16 protein-coding genes are annotated in these 17060 nt (G+C 70.3%); 15 read left to right on the top strand and 1 reads right to left on the bottom strand.

Annotated elements, in window-relative coordinates; translation table 11 throughout:
- The first annotated feature begins 9 nt into the window (after nucleotides 1-9).
- The 7 genes from ASE01_RS20105 (at nucleotide 10) to ASE01_RS20075 (ending at nucleotide 9388) form a co-directional block, all read left to right on the top strand.
- Complete coding sequence (locus tag ASE01_RS20105) at nucleotides 10-990, top strand: TIGR03557 family F420-dependent LLM class oxidoreductase (RefSeq protein WP_056756646.1); 981 nt, start codon at nucleotides 10-12, stop codon at nucleotides 988-990.
- Nucleotides 991-1110: 120 nt separating this feature from the next.
- The gene (gene pyrR, locus ASE01_RS20100; protein ID WP_056756642.1) at nucleotides 1111-1677 is read left to right on the top strand and encodes a bifunctional pyr operon transcriptional regulator/uracil phosphoribosyltransferase PyrR; all 567 of its coding nucleotides are present in this window, start codon (nucleotides 1111-1113) and stop codon (nucleotides 1675-1677) included.
- Nucleotides 1674-2624 (top strand): aspartate carbamoyltransferase catalytic subunit, encoded by a 951-nt coding sequence (locus ASE01_RS20095; RefSeq protein ID WP_056756639.1) that lies wholly within the window; start codon nucleotides 1674-1676, stop codon nucleotides 2622-2624. The genes pyrR and ASE01_RS20095 overlap by 4 nt, the downstream gene beginning before the upstream one ends.
- Entirely contained in the window at nucleotides 2621-3919 is a 1299-nt protein-coding gene (locus ASE01_RS20090) for a dihydroorotase (RefSeq protein ID WP_056756637.1), read from the top strand. The genes ASE01_RS20095 and ASE01_RS20090 overlap by 4 nt, the downstream gene beginning before the upstream one ends.
- A complete protein-coding gene (carA, locus tag ASE01_RS20085; RefSeq protein ID WP_056756634.1) occupies nucleotides 3916-5046 on the top strand; it encodes a glutamine-hydrolyzing carbamoyl-phosphate synthase small subunit in 1131 nt (376 codons plus the stop codon). The genes ASE01_RS20090 and carA overlap by 4 nt, the downstream gene beginning before the upstream one ends.
- Nucleotides 5046-8351 (top strand): carbamoyl-phosphate synthase large subunit, encoded by a 3306-nt coding sequence (carB, locus tag ASE01_RS20080; protein ID WP_056756631.1) that lies wholly within the window; start codon nucleotides 5046-5048, stop codon nucleotides 8349-8351. Before carA ends, carB begins: the two co-directional genes overlap by 1 nt.
- A gap of 2 nt (nucleotides 8352-8353) precedes the next feature.
- A complete protein-coding gene (locus tag ASE01_RS20075) occupies nucleotides 8354-9388 on the top strand; it encodes a quinone-dependent dihydroorotate dehydrogenase (protein ID WP_056756628.1) in 1035 nt (344 codons plus the stop codon).
- 16 nt (nucleotides 9389-9404) lie between these two features.
- Here the strand turns inward: ASE01_RS20075 and ASE01_RS20070 are convergent, their stop codons facing one another.
- On the bottom strand, nucleotides 9405-10511 hold the full coding sequence (locus tag ASE01_RS20070) for a M48 family metallopeptidase (protein ID WP_056756626.1): 1107 nt from the start codon (nucleotides 10509-10511) through the stop codon (nucleotides 9405-9407).
- 69 nt (nucleotides 10512-10580) lie between these two features.
- Between ASE01_RS20070 and ASE01_RS20065 the strand changes: the two genes are divergently transcribed.
- From ASE01_RS20065 to metK, 8 genes are all read left to right on the top strand, one after another.
- Nucleotides 10581-11738 carry an alpha-hydroxy-acid oxidizing protein gene (locus ASE01_RS20065; protein WP_056756623.1) on the top strand — a complete coding sequence of 386 codons (1158 nt, stop codon included), beginning with the start codon at nucleotides 10581-10583 and terminating at the stop codon, nucleotides 11736-11738.
- Nucleotides 11738-12595: an orotidine-5'-phosphate decarboxylase gene (pyrF, locus tag ASE01_RS20060; RefSeq protein WP_056756620.1), complete on the top strand. Its 858-nt coding sequence runs from the start codon at nucleotides 11738-11740 to the stop codon at nucleotides 12593-12595. Before ASE01_RS20065 ends, pyrF begins: the two co-directional genes overlap by 1 nt.
- A 13-nt stretch (nucleotides 12596-12608) precedes the next feature.
- Nucleotides 12609-13085: a hypothetical protein gene (locus tag ASE01_RS20055; protein ID WP_157537618.1), complete on the top strand. Its 477-nt coding sequence runs from the start codon at nucleotides 12609-12611 to the stop codon at nucleotides 13083-13085.
- Nucleotides 13086-13186: 101 nt separating this feature from the next.
- Nucleotides 13187-13501: an integration host factor, actinobacterial type gene (mihF, locus tag ASE01_RS20050; RefSeq protein ID WP_056757032.1), complete on the top strand. Its 315-nt coding sequence runs from the start codon at nucleotides 13187-13189 to the stop codon at nucleotides 13499-13501.
- Nucleotides 13498-14064, top strand: a complete 567-nt coding sequence (gene gmk, locus ASE01_RS20045) for a guanylate kinase (protein ID WP_056756614.1) — start codon at nucleotides 13498-13500, stop codon at nucleotides 14062-14064. The genes mihF and gmk overlap by 4 nt, the downstream gene beginning before the upstream one ends.
- Before the next feature lie 31 nt (nucleotides 14065-14095).
- Nucleotides 14096-14419, top strand: coding sequence for a DNA-directed RNA polymerase subunit omega (rpoZ, locus tag ASE01_RS20040; RefSeq protein ID WP_056756613.1), 324 nt, complete (start codon nucleotides 14096-14098; stop codon nucleotides 14417-14419).
- Nucleotides 14420-14432: 13 nt separating this feature from the next.
- On the top strand, nucleotides 14433-15656 hold the full coding sequence (gene coaBC / locus ASE01_RS20035) for a bifunctional phosphopantothenoylcysteine decarboxylase/phosphopantothenate--cysteine ligase CoaBC (RefSeq protein WP_056756611.1): 1224 nt from the start codon (nucleotides 14433-14435) through the stop codon (nucleotides 15654-15656).
- Nucleotides 15657-15798: 142 nt separating this feature from the next.
- Nucleotides 15799-16998 (top strand): methionine adenosyltransferase, encoded by a 1200-nt coding sequence (gene metK, locus ASE01_RS20030; protein ID WP_056756607.1) that lies wholly within the window; start codon nucleotides 15799-15801, stop codon nucleotides 16996-16998.
- Nucleotides 16999-17060 lie beyond the last annotated feature (62 nt).

Below are 17060 nucleotides of genomic sequence, written 5' to 3'. Positions count from 1 at the left end.
GGGACCTTCATGACTTCCTTTGGCTACACCCTCATGACCGAGCAGAGCGGACCCCGCGAGCTGGTGGGCTATGCCCGCGACGCGGAGGAGGCGGGCTTCGACTTCCTCGTGTCCAGCGACCACTACTCGCCCTGGCTCACCGAGCAGGGCCACGCGCCGTACGCGTGGACCGTCCTCGGGGCGGTCGCCCAGGTGACGTCGCGGGTCGAGCTGATGACGTACGTGACCTGCCCGACGATGAGGTACCACCCGGCCGTGGTCGCCCAGAAGGCGGCGACCCTCGGCGTCCTGTCCGACGGACGGTTCACGCTCGGTCTGGGGTCGGGGGAGAGCCTCAACGAGCACGTGGTCGGCGAGGGCTGGCCGGGTCTGGAGACCCGCCAGACGATGCTCGCCGAGGCGATCGAGGTGATCCGACGGCTGCACACGGGCGAGCTGGTGGACCACAAGGGGGAGTACTTCGACGTGGACTCCGCGCGGATCTGGGACCTGCCGGACGAGCCGGTGCAGATCGGGGTCGCCGTCGGCGGCGACCGGGCCATCGAGGCCTTCGCACCGATCGGCGACCACCTGATCGCCGTCGAGCCGGAGGCCCACCTCGTCGCGTCGTGGAACGCGACGAAGGGCGCCACCAGGATCGGTGACGGCGCACGTGCCATCGGTCAGGTGCCGATCTGCTGGGCGCCGACCGAGGACGAGGCGATCCGGACCGCGCACGAGCAGTTCCGCTGGTTCGGCGGCGGCTGGGGAGTCAATGCGGACCTGCCCACACCGGCTGGCTTCGAGGCGGCCAGCCAGTACGTCCGGCCGGAGGACGTTGCGGCATCGATCCCGTGTGGTCCCGACCTCGATGCGCTCGCCGAGGCGGTGCTCGCCTTCCCGAGTGCCGGCTTCAGCGACGTCGCGGTCCTGCAGATCGGCGACCGACACCAGCAGCAGTTCCTGGACGAGGTCGCCGTCCCCCTGCTGGAGCGTCTGCGGTCGAGCTGAGAGACGGGCAGCACACGTCACCCGGTTCGGTCGGAGCCCACCGGAACCGCTAGGGTGGAGCCTGTTCGACATCCTTTAACGAGCCGTCCTGTGAGGCGGAGAAGGAGGTCAGGCACGCTGATGCCTACCCACGCTCCGATCCCTTCCGGATCGATCCCCGCGGCGGGACGCGTCGTCCTCGATGCCGATGACATCAACCGGGCCCTCATCCGGATCTCCCACGAGATCCTGGAGCGCAACAAGGGCGCCGAGGACCTCCTGCTGCTCGGGTTGCACACCCGCGGAGTCCCGCTGGCGCAGCGCATCGCCGCCCACATCGCGACGGTGGAGGGGACGACGGTCGCGACCGGTTCGCTCGACGTGACGATGTACCGCGACGACCTGCGCTCCCACCCGACCCGCGCCCCGCACCGCACCGAGGTCCCTGCCGGTGGCATCGACGGCAAGACCGTCGTGCTCGTCGACGACGTCCTCTACTCCGGCCGCACGATCCGGGCCGCGCTCGACGCGCTCTCGGACCTGGGCCGCCCGGCCGTCGTACGCCTCGCGGTGCTGGTGGACCGTGGCCACCGGGAGCTGCCGATCCGTGCCGACCACGTCGGCAAGAACCTGCCCACCGCGCGCAGCGAGCGAGTCAGCCTGCGCCTCAAGGAGATCGACGGGGAGGACGGGGTGAGGATCGCGTGAACCGACACCTGCTCAGCATCGACGACCTGGAGGTCGCCGACATCCAGCAGATCTTCGCGACCGCCGCCGAGATGCACGACGTGCAGCGCCGCGAGGTCAAGAAGCTGCCCGCGCTGCGGGGTCGTACGGTGATCAACCTCTTCTTCGAGGACTCCACGCGCACTCGCTCGAGCTTCGAGATCGCCGGCAAGTGGCTCTCGGCCGACGTGATCAACCTGTCGGCGAAGGGCAGCAGCGCGAGCAAGGGCGAGTCGCTGCGCGACACCGTCATGACGGTGACCGCCATGGGTGTCGACGGACTGGTCGTCCGGCACGGTGCGAGTGGTGCGGCCGAGCAGATCAGCCGCTGGATCGACATCCCCGTGATCAACGCCGGCGACGGCACCCACGAACACCCCACCCAGGCGCTGCTCGACGGTTACACGCTCACCCGCAAGCTCGGGACGCTCGAGGGCAAGCACGTCGTGATCGTCGGTGACGTCACCCACAGCCGCGTCTTCCGCAGCAACGTGAAGTGCCTGACCAAGCTGGGCGCCAGCGTGAGCGTGGTCGCCCCGCCCACGCTGATGCCCTCCGGTGTCGCTGACTGGTCCAAGGCGGCGGGGTTCGCGACGTCGTACGACCTGGACGCCGTGCTTCCCGAGGCCGACGCGGTGATGATGCTGCGGGTCCAGCGCGAGCGGATGAGCGGCGGGTTCTTCCCCACGGCGCGGGAGTACACGATCGGCTACGGCCTGACCCGCAACCGCCTGGCGACCCTGAAGACCGGCACGCCGATCCTCCACCCCGGCCCGATGAACCGTGGCCTGGAGATCTCTCCCGACGCCGCCGACGCTGCCGACAGCCTGGTCCTCGACCAGGTCTCGGCCGGGGTCGCGGTGCGTATGTCGGTGCTCTACCACCTGCTTGCCGGCGAGACCGACCACACCGATGGAGCCAGCGCATGAGCATCCTGATCAAGGGCGCGACCCTGCCTGACGGTACGACGAGCGACGTGCTCGTCGTCGACGGCGAGATCCGCGAGCTGGGCTCGGTCTCGAGCGCCGCGGACCGGACGATCGACGCCGACGGGTTGGTCCTGCTGCCCGGGTTCGTCGACCTGCACACCCACCTGCGCGAGCCGGGCCGCGAGGACGCCGAGACCGTCCTGACGGGATCTCGCGCTGCCGCGGTCGGTGGCTACACCGCCCTGCTCGCGATGGCGAACACCAACCCGGTCACCGACACCGCCGAGGCGGCCGAGCGCGTCCTCGACCTGGGCCGCAGCGCCGGGCTCGTCGACGTCCAGCCGGTCGGTGCGGTCACCAAGGGCCTGGCCGGTGAGGAGCTCGCCGAGCTGGGGCTGATGGCCCGCTCCCGCGCGAAGGTCCGGGTCTTCTCCGACGACGGCAAGTGCGTGCACGACGCCCGGGTGATGAGGCGTGCGCTGGAGTACGTCAAGGCCTTCGGAGGCGTGGTCAGCCAGCACAGCCAGGACCCGTCGCTCGCCGGTCCGACCGCGTGCTGCCACGAGGGTGAGATCTCCGGGCGCCTCGGACTGCCCGGCTGGCCCGGCATCGCCGAGGAGGTCATCGTCGCCCGCGACGTGATGCTCGCCCGCCACACCGGTAGCCGGGTGCACGTCGCGCACGTGTCGACCGCCGGAAGTGTGGAGATGGTCCGCTGGGCCAAGGCGCAGGCCAAGCACGACGGGCACTGGGACGTGACCGCCGAGGTCACCCCGCACCACCTGCTGCTCACCACGGACCTGCTGTCCGGCTACGACCCGACGTACAAGGTCAACCCTCCGCTGCGTCCGGCGGAGGACGTCGAGGCACTCCGGGCCGCGCTCGCCGACGGCACCATCGACGCCGTCGCCACCGATCACGCGCCCCACGCGCGTCACGACAAGGAGCACGCCTTCGTCGACGCGGCGTTCGGCATGCTCGGCCTCGAGACGGCGCTGTCGGTCGTCAGCACGGTGATGGTGGAGGGCGGCCTGCTCGACTGGGCCGGCGTCGCCCGCGTGATGAGCGCCAACCCGGCCCGCATCGCCGGACTGGACGGCCACGGCCGGCCGATCGCGGTGGGCGAGCCCGCCAACCTGACTCTCGTCGACCCGGCCGCGCAGGTCGTCGTCGACCGTGCGGACAGCGTCTCGCTGAGCCGCAACAACCCCTGGCATGACCGCAAGCTCACCGGACGGGTGGTGGCCACGCTCCTGCGCGGCACCCCGACGGTGTCGGAAGGAGCTCTCGTATGACCACCCCGGCCCTGCTCGTCCTCGAGGACGGACGCACCTTCCACGGCGAGGCCTACGGCGCCGAAGGGGAGACCTTCGGTGAGGCGGTCTTCAACACCGGCATGACCGGCTACCAGGAGACGCTGACCGACCCGTCGTACCACCGCCAGGTGGTGGTCATGACGGCGCCGCACGTCGGCAACACCGGCATGAACGACGAGGACCCGGAGTCGAAGCGGATCTGGGTCGCTGGCTACGTCGTGCGTGACCCTGCGCGCGTCCCGAGCAACTGGCGCTCGCGCCGTTCGCTCGACGACGAGCTCAAGGCACAGGGCGTGGTCGGGATCTCCGGCATCGACACCCGCGCCCTCACCCGCCACCTGCGCGAGAGCGGCGCGATGAGGGTCGGCATCTCCACCGTCGACACCGATCCCGCGGTGCTGCTGGAGAAGGTCAAGGCGTCCGCGGAGATGAGCGGCGCCAACCTCTCCGAGGCCGTGTCCACCAGCGAGACGTACGTCGTCGCGGCACAGGGAACCAGGAAGTTCACCGTCGCGGCCCTCGACCTCGGCATCAAGGACATGACGCCGCAGCGGATGAGCGAGCGCGGCATCGAGGTGCACGTGCTGCCCGCCACCGCATCCATCGAGGAGGTGCTCGCGGTCGGGGACAACGGTCCCGACGGCCTGTTCTTCTCCAACGGACCCGGCGACCCGGCGGCGACCACCGGTCAGGTCGAGCTGCTCCAGGAGGCCCTGGGACGTGACCTGCCGTACTTCGGGATCTGCTTCGGCAACCAGTTGTTCGGACGCGCGCTCGGCTTCGGCACCTACAAGCTGAAGTACGGGCACCGCGGCATCAACCAGCCGGTCATGGACCTCACGACGCGCAAGGTCGAGGTGACCGCCCACAACCACGGGTTCGCCGTCGACGCCCCGCGCGACACCGCCACCGAGACGCCGTACGGCGTCGCGACGGTCAGCCACGTGTGCCTCAACGACGACGTCGTCGAGGGACTCGAGCTGCGCAGCGCGGAGGGCAGCCTCAAGAGCTTCTCCGTGCAGTACCACCCCGAGGCCGCCGCGGGCCCGCACGACGCGGCGTACCTCTTCGACCGATTCGTTCAGCTCTTGGAGGAGACGGCCTGATGCCGAAGCGTGAAGACATCAAGTCGGTCCTGGTGATCGGGTCCGGTCCGATCGTCATCGGCCAGGCCTGCGAGTTCGACTACTCCGGCACCCAGGCGTGCCGGGTGCTCAAGGAGGAGGGCCTGCGGGTCGTCCTGGTGAACTCCAACCCGGCGACGATCATGACCGACCCCGAGTTCGCCGACGCGACCTACATCGAGCCCATCACCCCGGAGTTCGTGGAGAAGGTCATCGCCAAGGAGGCCGAGCGAGGCTTCCCGATCGATGCCGTGCTCCCGACCCTCGGCGGCCAGACCGCGCTGAACACCGCGATCGGTCTGCACGAGAACGGCGTCCTGGAGAAGTACGGCGTCGAGATGATCGGCGCCAGCTTCGATGCGATCCACCGCGGCGAGAACCGCGAGCTGTTCAACGCGATCGTCGCGAAGGTCGGCGGCGAGACCGCCCGCAGCTTCGTGTGCCACTCGATGAGCGAGGTCGAGGCTGCCACGGTCGAGCTCGGCTACCCGGTCGTCGTACGGCCCTCCTTCACCATGGGTGGCCTCGGCTCCGGCATCGCCTACGACGAGTCGGACCTCGCCCGGATCGCCGGCGCCGGTCTGTCCGCCAGCCCGACGACCGAGGTCCTCATCGAGGAGTCGATCATCGGCTGGAAGGAGTACGAGCTGGAGGTGATGCGCGACAAGGCCGACAACGTCGTGATCATCTGCTCCATCGAGAACTTCGACCCGATGGGCGTGCACACGGGTGACTCGATCACCGTCGCGCCTGCGATGACGCTGACCGACCGTGAGTACCAGCACCTGCGCAACCTCGCGATCGACATCATCCGCGAGGTCGGCGTCGACACCGGCGGCTGCAACATCCAGTACGCCGTCAACCCGGCCGACGGCCGCGTCATCGTGATCGAGATGAACCCGCGGGTCTCGCGCTCCTCGGCGCTCGCGTCGAAGGCGACGGGCTTCCCGATCGCGAAGATCGCCGCCAAGGTCGCGATCGGCTACACGCTCGACGAGATCCCCAACGACATCACCAAGGAGACCCCGGCCTCCTTCGAGCCGAGCCTCGACTACGTCGTGGTGAAGGTGCCCCGGTTCGCGTTCGAGAAGTTCCCGACCGCCGACACCACCCTCACCACCCACATGAAGTCCGTGGGCGAGGCGATGTCGATCGGCCGCAACTTCTCCGAGGCGTTCAACAAGGCGCTGCGCTCCCTCGAGGACAAGAAGGCGCCCTTCGAGTGGGCCTCCCCGGTCGGCGACAAGGACGAGCTGCTCGAGGCGATCAAGGTGCCGCACGACGGTCGCGTCCAGAAGCTGATGCAGGCCATCCGCGCCGGTGCCACGCAGGACGAGGTCCACGACGCGACGAAGATCGACCCGTGGTTCGTCGACCAGATGTTCCTGATCGACGAGATCGCGCAGAAAGTCGCGGCGACGGAGCTGCTCGACGCCGGCGCGCTGCGGACTGCGAAGCGGCACGGCTTCTCCGACGCCCAGATCGCCGGCATCCGTGGGCTCAAGGAGTCCGAGGTGCGCGTCGCGCGCCAGACCGCCGGCGTGCGCCCGGTCTACAAGACGGTCGACACCTGTGCTGCCGAGTTCGCGGCCGCGACGCCGTACTACTACTCGTCGTACGACGAGGAGACCGAGGTGCTCCCGCGCGCCGAGGGCAAGCAGGCCGTGATCATCCTGGGCTCCGGCCCGAACCGGATCGGTCAGGGCATCGAGTTCGACTACTCCTGCGTGCACGCCTCCCTCGCGCTCAGCGAGGCCGGTTACGAGACCATCATGGTCAACTGCAACCCCGAGACGGTCTCGACCGACTACGACACCTCGGACCGGCTCTACTTCGAGCCGCTCACCCTCGAGGACGTCCTGGAGATCTACGAGGCGGAGAAGGCAGCCGGCCCGATCGCCGGTGTCATCGCCACCCTCGGCGGCCAGACGCCGCTCGGCCTCGCGCAGGGGCTGCAGGACGCCGGTGTCCCGATCGTGGGCACCAGCCCGGAGGCCATCGACCTCGCCGAGGAGCGCGGGGCCTTCGGCCGCGTCCTCGCCGAGGCGGGCCTGGTCGCGCCGAAGCACGGCACCGCGGTCTCCTTCGAGGACGCGCAGGCCATCGCCCACACCATCGGCTACCCGGTGCTGGTCCGTCCGTCGTACGTCCTCGGCGGCCGCGGCATGCAGATCGTCTACAGCGACGCTGCCCTCGCTGCCTACATCGAGGCCGCGACCGAGATCAGCCCGGACCGGCCGGTCCTCGTCGACCGGTTCATCGACGACGCGGTCGAGATCGACGTCGACGCCCTGTACGACGGCACCGACCTCTTCCTCGGCGGCGTGATGGAGCACATCGAGGAGGCCGGCATCCACTCCGGTGACTCGTCGTGTGCCCTGCCCCCGATCACACTGGGCGCGGCCGAGATCACCCGGATCCGTGAGGCCACCGAGGCGATCGCGCGCGGCGTCGGGGTGCAGGGACTGATCAACATCCAGTTCGCGCTCGGCTCCGACGTGCTGTACGTGCTCGAGGCCAACCCGCGGGCGTCCCGCACGGTGCCCTTCGTGTCCAAGGCGACCGGGACCCAGCTCGCCAAGGCCGCCGCCCGGCTGATGCTGGGCGAGTCCATCGCCGAGCTGCGCGCCGCCGGTGCGCTGCCGGCCGAGGGCGACGGCGGCACGTTGCCGGCCGACGCACCGATCGCGGTCAAGGAAGCGGTCCTGCCGTTCAACCGGTTCCGCACCAAGGAGGGACAGTTCGTCGACACGGTCCTCGGGCCGGAGATGAAGTCCACCGGTGAGGTCATGGGCTTCGACGCCGACTTCGGCACAGCGTTCAGCAAGTCGCAGGCCGCGGCCTACGGCTCGCTGCCCACCGAGGGCAAGGTGTTCATCTCGATCGCCAACCGCGACAAGCGGACGATGGTGTTCCCCGCGCGGGTCCTGGTCGACTACGGCTTCGAAATCCTCGCCACCCAGGGCACCGCCGAGGTGCTGCGCCGCAACGGCATCCAGGCCACCATCGTGCGCAAGCACTTCGAGGGCACGGGTCCCGAGGGCGAGAAGACCACCGTCCAGATGATCCTCGACGGCGAGATCGACCTGATCGTCAACACACCCCACGGAGCGACGGGCGGTGGCGACTCCCGGGTCGACGGCTACGAGATCCGCTCGGCGGCGGTGCTGACCGGCACGCCGTGCATCACGACGGTCCAGGGTCTGGCCGCCGCGGTGCAGGGGATCGCCGCGATCCGCTCCGGCGCGATCGGGGTCCGTTCGCTCCAGGAGTGGCACGAGCAGTGAGGATGCCGCGGGTCTACGACAGGCTCTTCGACCACGTCCTGGTCCGGATGGACGCCGAGAAGGCGCACCACCTCACCTACGACGCGTTGCGTGCCGGGGGACCGGTCCTCACCCGTACGGCGATCCCCGGCGGTGCGCCGGTCGAGGCGATGGGGCTCACCTTCCCCAACCGCCTCGGTCTCGCTGCCGGCTTCGACAAGACCGCCCAGGTCCACGACCGGATGGGTGCCTTCGGGTTCGGCCACGTCGAGATCGGCACGGTCACGGCCCTCGCCCAGCCGGGGAACCCGCAGCCGCGGCTGTTCCGGTTGCCCGAGGACCGCGCGATCGTCAACCGGATGGGCTTCAACAACGACGGCGCCCACGCGGTGGCGGCGCGGCTGGAGCGCCGTCGGCGCGATCGCGGCCCGGTCCTGGGCGTCAACATCGGCAAGTCCAAGGTCGTGCCCGACCACGACCAGGCCCAGGTCGAGGCCGACTACGAGACCTCGACCCGGCTCCTCGCGCCCCACGCCGACTACCTCGTCGTCAACGTGAGCTCGCCCAACACCCCCGGCCTGCGCAACCTCCAGGCGGTCGAGAAGCTCGCCCCGCTGCTGGCCCACGTGCGTCGTACGGCGGACGAGGCGGTCGGCATCGGCAAGGTGCCGCTCCTGGTGAAGATCGCCCCCGACCTGTCCGACGAGGACGTGCTGGCCGTCGCCGACATGGCGCTCGACCTGGGCCTGTCGGGGATCATCGCGACCAACACCACGATCTCGCGCGACGGCTTGACCACCGACGCAGCGAAGGTCGAGGCGTGCGGCGCCGGTGGTCTGTCCGGCGCACCCCTGCGCGAGCGCTCCACCGAGGTCGTCCGGTTGCTCCGCGGCCGGGTGGGGGACCGGCTCACCCTGATCGGTGTGGGCGGGATCAGCACAGCGGAGGACGCCCGCGAGCGGTTGGAGGCCGGGGCCGACCTGGTGCAGGTCTACAGCGGGCTGATCTACGGTGGCCCGACGTGGTCGCGTCGACTGGCGAAGGGCCTCACGGACTGACCGCGACGCCGACGCGTCAGTGCACGTAGCGGTAGTGCTCGCCGAGCTCGCGGAACGCCTTCTCGAGGTGGCGTGAGATCTCGGCGTCGATGCGGCGGTTCCGGTCGCCGTCGAGCACCACCGCGGCGGGTGACGGCTCGATCGACTCGAGCAGGCGGAGCCGGTCGGTCGTCGGCGGGTGGGTCGCGTCGATGCTCCGCCGGTCCTCGCGGCCCTGCTCGCGCGCCGAGGCCCGCTGCGCGGCGCCGAAGGCCGTCACCCGCTCCCTGATGGCCGTGGCGAGGTCGACGTCGCGGGCGATGGCGGCGCGATTGGCCGCCACGTCGATGCCGTCGGTGATGAGGAGCATCTCCAGGCCCGACACCGCAGCGGCGGTCCCGCCGGTGAGCGCCGAGGCGACGTCGGCATGGAGCTCCTGGCGCCGCGACGCGGTGGAGTTGAGGGCCAGGAGCAGGCGCAGGTAGCCCTGCACGAGCCACCGCGGCGGTGCGAACACCGCGTGCACGACCAGCGAGTCCCACTCGTCGGGGGCCATCAGGTGGACCCAGTGGTCGAGCGTGCGACAGGCCCCGCCGACGTACTGCCCGCCGAGGAGGTCCCCGTGGGCGATGTGGCCGATCTCGTGGCCGAGCAGCGCGACCCGCTCCTGCGGACCCAGGGCCACCCAGAGCGGTGCGCCCAGGACCAGCCTCCGGCTCCGGATGCCGAGCGGCCCCACGGACGCGTTGAGATCGGCGTCGACACCGATCCGGGCGGGCGGACGGCAGCCGGCCAGCGCCGACACCTCCTCGACGAGCGCCACGAGGGTCGGCGCGTCCGCCGGGTCGACCCAGAGCACGTCCGGATCCATCCGGTGGACGAGGTGCGGCCGGGTCACCCACGCGAGCAACAGGAGGAAGGCCGCGATGCTCCACTGCCACCAGCCGTCACCGCGGACCAGGAGCGCGCCCGCACCGAGGAGCAGCGCGACGCTGAGGAGGTGCACGGGGGTGACCAGCGCCACGACCAGCGCGAGCGCGAGGCTCCGGCGTCCGCCCGAGGCGACGCGGTCCACGACGCGTCGGTCGACGGCCTCGGCGACCCGCGCGTCGAGACGCTGGGCGAAGGTTGTCGTCGGCGGCACAGCCGAAGGATAGGGGCAGGAGCCGACCTGTTCCCGGCGGCGGTGCCGCTCTCATCTACGGTGGTGCCCATGGCGTTCGGCGACTACCAGATCGAGCTCTACCTCGGTGCTCTCGGTGGAGTCCTCCCGGCACACCCGTTCGACCACGCCGATCTCGAGCGCAACGCGCTCGCGGCGCTCCCGCCCGAGCTGCGGACCTATGTCGCCGGAGGTGCCGGGGACGAGACGACCCAGCGGGCCAATGTGGAGGCCTTCGCCCGTCATGCGCTGGTGCCGCGGATGTTCCGGGCCACACCCGAGCGCGACCTGTCCGTGGAGCTCTTCGGCAGGAGGCTCGAGAGCCCGCTCCTGCTGGCGCCGGTGGGTGTGGTCGGACTCTGCACGCCCGACCAGCACGGTGACATCCACGCGGCCGAGGTGTCGGCCGCCACCGGCGTCCCGCTCATCGGCTCGACGCTGATGAGCGACCCGCTGGAGGACGTCGCCGCGGCGACCGGCGACACTCCCGCCTGGTTCCAGCTCTACACCCCGAAGAACCGCGAGCTCGCGGCCAGCCTGGTGAGCCGGGCCGAGGCCGCGGGCTACGAGGCGATCGTGATCACCCTCGACACCTGGGTGCCGGGCTGGCGTCCGCGCGACCTGGCGTCGGGGAACTTCCCGCAGCTGCGCGGCAAGGCCCTGGCCAACTACACGTCCGACCCGGTCTTCCAGGAGATGACCGGACCCGACCCCGATCCCGGCACCGTCGTGATGACCTGGGTGGGCACCTTCGGGCACCCCGTCACCTGGGAGGACCTTCCTTGGCTGCGGTCCCTCACGGACCTGCCGATCCTGGTCAAGGGGGTGTGCCACCCCGATGACGCGCGTCGCGCACTCGACGAGGGCGTCAACGGGATCTACTGCTCCAACCACGGCGGTCGTCAGGCCAATGGCGGGGGAGCGGCCCTCGACTGGCTGCCCGACGTCGTCGCCGCGGTCGACGGCCGCGGCCCGGTCGTCTTCGACTCCGGGGTGCGCACGGGCGCGGATGTGGTGAAGGCCATCGCGCTCGGCGCGGACGCCGTCGCGATCGGTCGGCCCTATGTCTACGCGCTCGCCCTCGGCGGCGTCCCCGGCGCGATCCACCAGGTCCGCGCGCTCCAGGCCGAGGCCGACCTCGTCATGGCCGTGGACGGCTACCCCACCCTGGCCGACCTCGGCCCCGATGCCCTGCGGAGGCTGACCTGATGAATTCCGAGACGCCGGCCGTGGGGACCTTCGGAGCCCGGGTCGCGGCAGCGATGGTCGAGCGCGGCCCGTTCTGCGTCGGCATCGATCCGCACAGCGCCCTGCTCCACGAGTGGGGGTACGACGACGACGTGGCCGGGCTCGAGCGGTTCGCCCTCGGCGCGGTCGAGGCCGTGGCCCCGCACAGCAGCGTCGTGAAGCCGCAGTCGGCGTTCTACGAGCGGTTCGGCAGCCGCGGCATCGCCGTCCTCGAGCGGGTGATCGCGGAGTCCCGTGCCGCTGGTGCGCTCGTCCTGCTCGACGTGAAGCGCGGCGACATCGGCTCGACCTCCCAGGCCTACGCCGATGCGTACCTCGACCCCTCCTCACCGCTGGCGTCCGACGCGATCACGATCAGCCCCTACCTCGGCTTCGGCTCGCTGCTCCCGTTCGTCGACACCGCCCGTCGCCACGACGCCGGTCTCTTCGTGCTCGCAGCGACCTCCAACAAGGAGGGTCCGGAGGTCCAGGAGGCGGTGACCTCGGACGAGTTCGGCGGCCGCACCGTGGCCTCGGCGATGCTTGACCACCTCCGGGAGCTCAACGCGGGTGCCGCCCCGATGGGGTCGTTCGGAGCGGTCGTCGGTGCCACGATCGACGGCTCTGGGCTGGACTTCGCCCTCAACGGCCCGATCCTGGCTCCCGGCTACGGCGAGCAGGGCGGCACGACCAGCGACATCCTGCGGATCTTCGGCGCCAGTGCCGGGCACGTGATCCCCAGCTCGTCGCGCGGCGTGCTCCGGCTGGGACCGGACCCGGTCGCGATGCGGGACGCAGTGCTGCGTGCCAACGACGAACTGCGCGGGCTGCTCGGGTGAGCGGAGCGCTCCGATGAGGCGGCCGGCCGTGCGCGACGTCCCGCTCACGGTCGTCGTGGTGCTGGCACTCATGGCCGGCGGGTACTTCCTGTTCCGCGAGTCCGGTGGCGACGACCCGTTCGACCGCTACTGCTCCGAGGTGCAGGACCGGCGCGCGGAGATCGGGCTGGCCCGCGGCGACGGCGAGACGACCGGGCTGCTCCGGGCGTTGCCGGCGTTCGAGGCGCTGGCCGACAAGGCCCCTGACGACATCAAGGACGAGTGGGAGGTCGTGGTGGCCCGCGTGAGCGAGCTGCGCGACGCCCTGTCCGCTGCCGAGGTCGACCCCGCAGCGTACGACCCGGATCGTCCGCCCGAGGGTGTCGACGCGGCTCGGTTGAAGGCGATCGAGACCGCTGCTGTCCGACTGGGCTCGGCGGAGACCGCCGCCGCGCTCACCGGGGTCGAGCAACAGGCCCGCGATGTGTGCAAGACCCCATTGAGCCTGTGATCGCGGCCGCCGCATTGCCCCGGTCGAACCGGACTGGCTAGATTGACCGACGGCGGTGCTCCCCGCCGTGATCCCGCTTGCAACCGAAGGACTTCGACCTCGTGGCCCTGCCTCCCCTGACTCCCGAACAGCGCGCAGCCGCACTGGAGAAGGCAGCAGCGGCGCGCCGTGAGCGGGCCGAGATCAAGAACCGCCTCAAGAACTCCGGTGCATCGATCTCCGAGGTGTTGCAGCAGGGCCAGGTCAACGACGTCATCGGCAAGATGAAGGTCATGGACCTGCTCCAGTCCGTGCCGGGGCTGGGCAAGGTGCGCGCCCGCCAGGTGATGGAGCGGCTGGGCATCGCGGAGTCGCGTCGTGTGCGCGGCCTGGGCACCAAGCAGGTCGCCGCGCTGGAGCGTGAGTTCGCAGAGTGAGCGCCAAGCTCTTCGTCCTTGCCGGCCCCACTGCGGTCGGCAAGGGCACCGTTGCTGCTGCCATGCGCGACGAGCACCCGGAGATCTACCTGTCGGTGTCGGCCACGACCCGCAGTCCCCGCCCCGGTGAGGTCGACGGCGTCCACTACCACTTCGTCTCGACCGAGGAGTTCGACCGCCTGGTCGCCGAGGGTCAGATGCTCGAGTGGGCCGTCGTGCACGGCGTCAACCGCTACGGCACGCCTCGCGGACCGGTCCAGGAGGCGCTCGACGCCGGCCGGCCCGCGCTGCTCGAGATCGACCTGCAGGGCGCACGCCAGGTGCGGGAGTCCATGCCGGAGGCTGTTTTCGTGTTCCTCAAGCCTCCGTCCTGGGACGAGCTGGTCCGCCGGCTGGTCGGTCGGGGCACCGAGGGCGAGGAGGAGCGGGAGCGCCGGCTCGCCACCGCACGCGAGGAGCTCGCCGCCGAGGCGGAGTTCGACGTGACGATCGTCAACCGGGAAGTTCACGCTGCGGTCGAGGACTTGGTAACCTTGATGGTTGACTCATCCTCCCGACCTTGATGGTCGGGATCCACCGACTGTGAGGACCTCTGTGTCTGCCCCGAACATCGCCGCCGAAGGTGTCACGAACCCTCCGATCGACGACCTGCTGTCCAAGACCGACAGCAAGTACAAGCTGGTTCTCTACAGCGCCAAGCGTGCCCGGCAGATCAACGCCTACTACTCCCAGCTCGGCGAGGGCCTGCTGGAGTACGTCGGCCCGCTCGTGGAGACCCACGTGCAGGAGAAGCCCCTCTCGATCGCGCTGCGCGAGATCAGCCAGGACATGCTGACCTGCGAGGACATCGACCCGGCCGAGCTCGCTGCCGAAGAGGCTGCTGCCGCTGCTGCTCCGGCCGCTCCGGCTGCCGAGTGATCTGACGACGTCCATGACCCGCCCACGCGTGGTCCTCGGTGTCTCGGGCGGAATCGCGGCGTACAAGGCCTGCGAGCTCCTGCGTCGGTTCACCGAGTCCGGTCACGACGTGAGCGTGGTCCCCACGGCGGCTGCGCTGGAGTTCGTCGGCGCGCCGACGTGGTCGGCACTGTCGGGCAAGCCTGTCTCCTCCGACGTCTGGTCGCAGGTGCACGAGGTTCCTCACGTGCGCCTGGGCCAGACCGCTGACCTGGTGGTCGTCGCACCGGCGACCGCCGACCTGCTGGCCAAGGCGGCCCACGGCCTGGCCGACGACCTGCTCACCAACACGCTCCTGACGGCGCGATGCCCGGTCGTGCTCGCCCCGGCGATGCACACCGAGATGTGGGAGCACCCCGCCACCGTTGCCAACGTCGCGACGTTGCGCTCGCGCGGCGTGATCGTCATCGAGCCCGCCGAGGGCCGACTGACCGGCGCGGACACCGGCAAGGGCCGGCTCCCGGACCCGGAGGAGATCTTCGAGATCGCCCGCGACGTCCTGGGCCGGGTCCCGACCGGACGGCCGGTGGCCGATCTCGTCGGTCGCAGCGTCGTGGTCTCGGCCGGCGGCACCCGGGAGAAGCTCGACCCGGTCCGCTTCCTCGGCAACCGTTCCTCGGGGCGCCAGGGCTACGCCCTCGCCCGGGCTGCTGCAGCCCGCGGCGCGGAGGTCACCCTGATCGCCGCCAACGTGACGCTCCCGGATCCGGCGGGCGTCAAGGTGGTGCGGGTCGAGTCGACCGCCGACCTGCGCGACGCCGTGTTGTCCGCTGCCGCTGCCGCGGATGCCGTGGTCATGGCGGCCGCACCGGCGGACTTCCGGCCGGTCTCGACCTCGGACACGAAGATCAAGAAGGCGCATGACGGGTCGGCACCGTCGATCACGCTGCAACAGAATCCCGACATCCTCAAGGAGATCGCGACCCACCGGGCCCGTCCTGGTTCGGTGATCGTGGGATTCGCCGCCGAGACAGGCGACGACACCGGCAGTGTCCTCGACCTGGCTCGTGCCAAACTCACCCGCAAGGGCTGTGACCTGCTGGTCGTCAACGACGTCAGCGGGGGAGCGGTCTTCGGGAGCACCGACAACGAAGCGGTGATCCTGGGTGCGGACGGGTCCGCGGTCGACGTACCCCACGGGTCGAAGTCCGCACTCGCCCACATGATCTGGGACCAGGTCGCCTCCCGCCTGTCCTGAAAAGGTGCCGGGTCCTGAGACGCTGGGGCATCACCCCGGGGCCTCCGTATCGTTGGATCGTCACCACAACAGCCACACACGTACTGACCGAGCCGGAGCGGGGGTCCCGCCTCGGTCTGAGAAACCAGGAGTTCCCACCACTATGACCGGACGTCTCTTCACGTCGGAGTCCGTGACCGAAGGTCACCCCGACAAGATCGCCGACCAGATCAGCGACACCGTGCTCGACTATCTCCTCGAGCACGACCCGATGAGCCGGGTCGCCGTCGAGACGCTGCTCACCACGGGCCTCGTCGTCGTTGCGGGTGAGGTCACGACCGAGGCCTACGCCCCCGTCGCGCAGCTGGTTCGCCAGAAGATCCTCGAGATCGGCTACGACTCCTCGGACAAGGGCTTCGACGGCAACTCGTGCGGCGTGCAGGTTGCCATCGGCGCGCAGTCCGCTGACATCGCCCAGGGCGTCGACGACGCCTTCGAGGAGCGCGTCGACGGATCGGGTGACGAGCTCGACCGCCAGGGTGCCGGCGACCAGGGCCTGATGTTCGGCTACGCCTGCGACGACACCCCGGAGCTGTTCCCGCTGCCGATCAAGATCGCGCAGACGCTCGCGGAGAAGCTCACCGCGGTGCGCAAGGACGGCACGCTGCCCTACCTGCGTCCTGACGGCAAGACCCAGGTCACCATCGAGTACGACGAGGACGACCGCCCGGTGCGGATCGACACCGTCGTGCTGTCGACCCAGCACGCCGAGGACGTCGACCAGGAGACCCTGGCCAAGGACATCACCGTCAACGTCATCGAGCCCGTGCTCGAGCAGTTCAGCAAGCTGCTGCCCTCCGAGGGCTACCAGCTCTTCATCAACCCGACCGGCCGTTTCGTCGTCGGCGGCCCGATGGGTGACGCCGGCCTGACCGGTCGCAAGATCATCGTCGACACCTACGGCGGCATGGCCCGTCACGGTGGCGGCGCGTTCTCCGGCAAGGACCCGTCGAAGGTGGACCGGTCCGCGGCGTACGCCATGCGCTGGGTCGCCAAGAACATCGTCGCCGCGGGTCTCGCTCGCCGCGCCGAGGTCCAGGTCGCCTACGCGATCGGTGTCGCCAAGCCCGTCGGTGTGTTCGTCGAGACCTTCGGCACCGGTGTCGTCGCCGACGAGAAGATCCAGGCCGCCGTGCTGGAGGTCTTCGACCTGCGGCCCGCCGCGATCCTGCGCGACCTCGACCTGCGTCGCCCGATCTACGCCAAGACGGCCGCCTACGGTCACTTCGGCCGCGAGCTGCCGGAGTTCACCTGGGAGCGCACCGACCGCGCCGAGGCACTGAAGGCTGCTGCCGGGGTCTGAGCACCAACGCACGTCTCGAACGCCCGTCGTCCTGTGGGACGGCGGGCGTTCGGCGTTGCGGC

Origin of the sequence: Nocardioides sp. Root190 (genome assembly GCF_001428565.1) — a bacterium.
Lineage (GTDB): Bacteria > Actinomycetota > Actinomycetes > Propionibacteriales > Nocardioidaceae > Nocardioides.
Note: the sequence above shows the minus strand (reverse complement) of the source record. Positions and strands in the feature narration are given on the sequence as shown.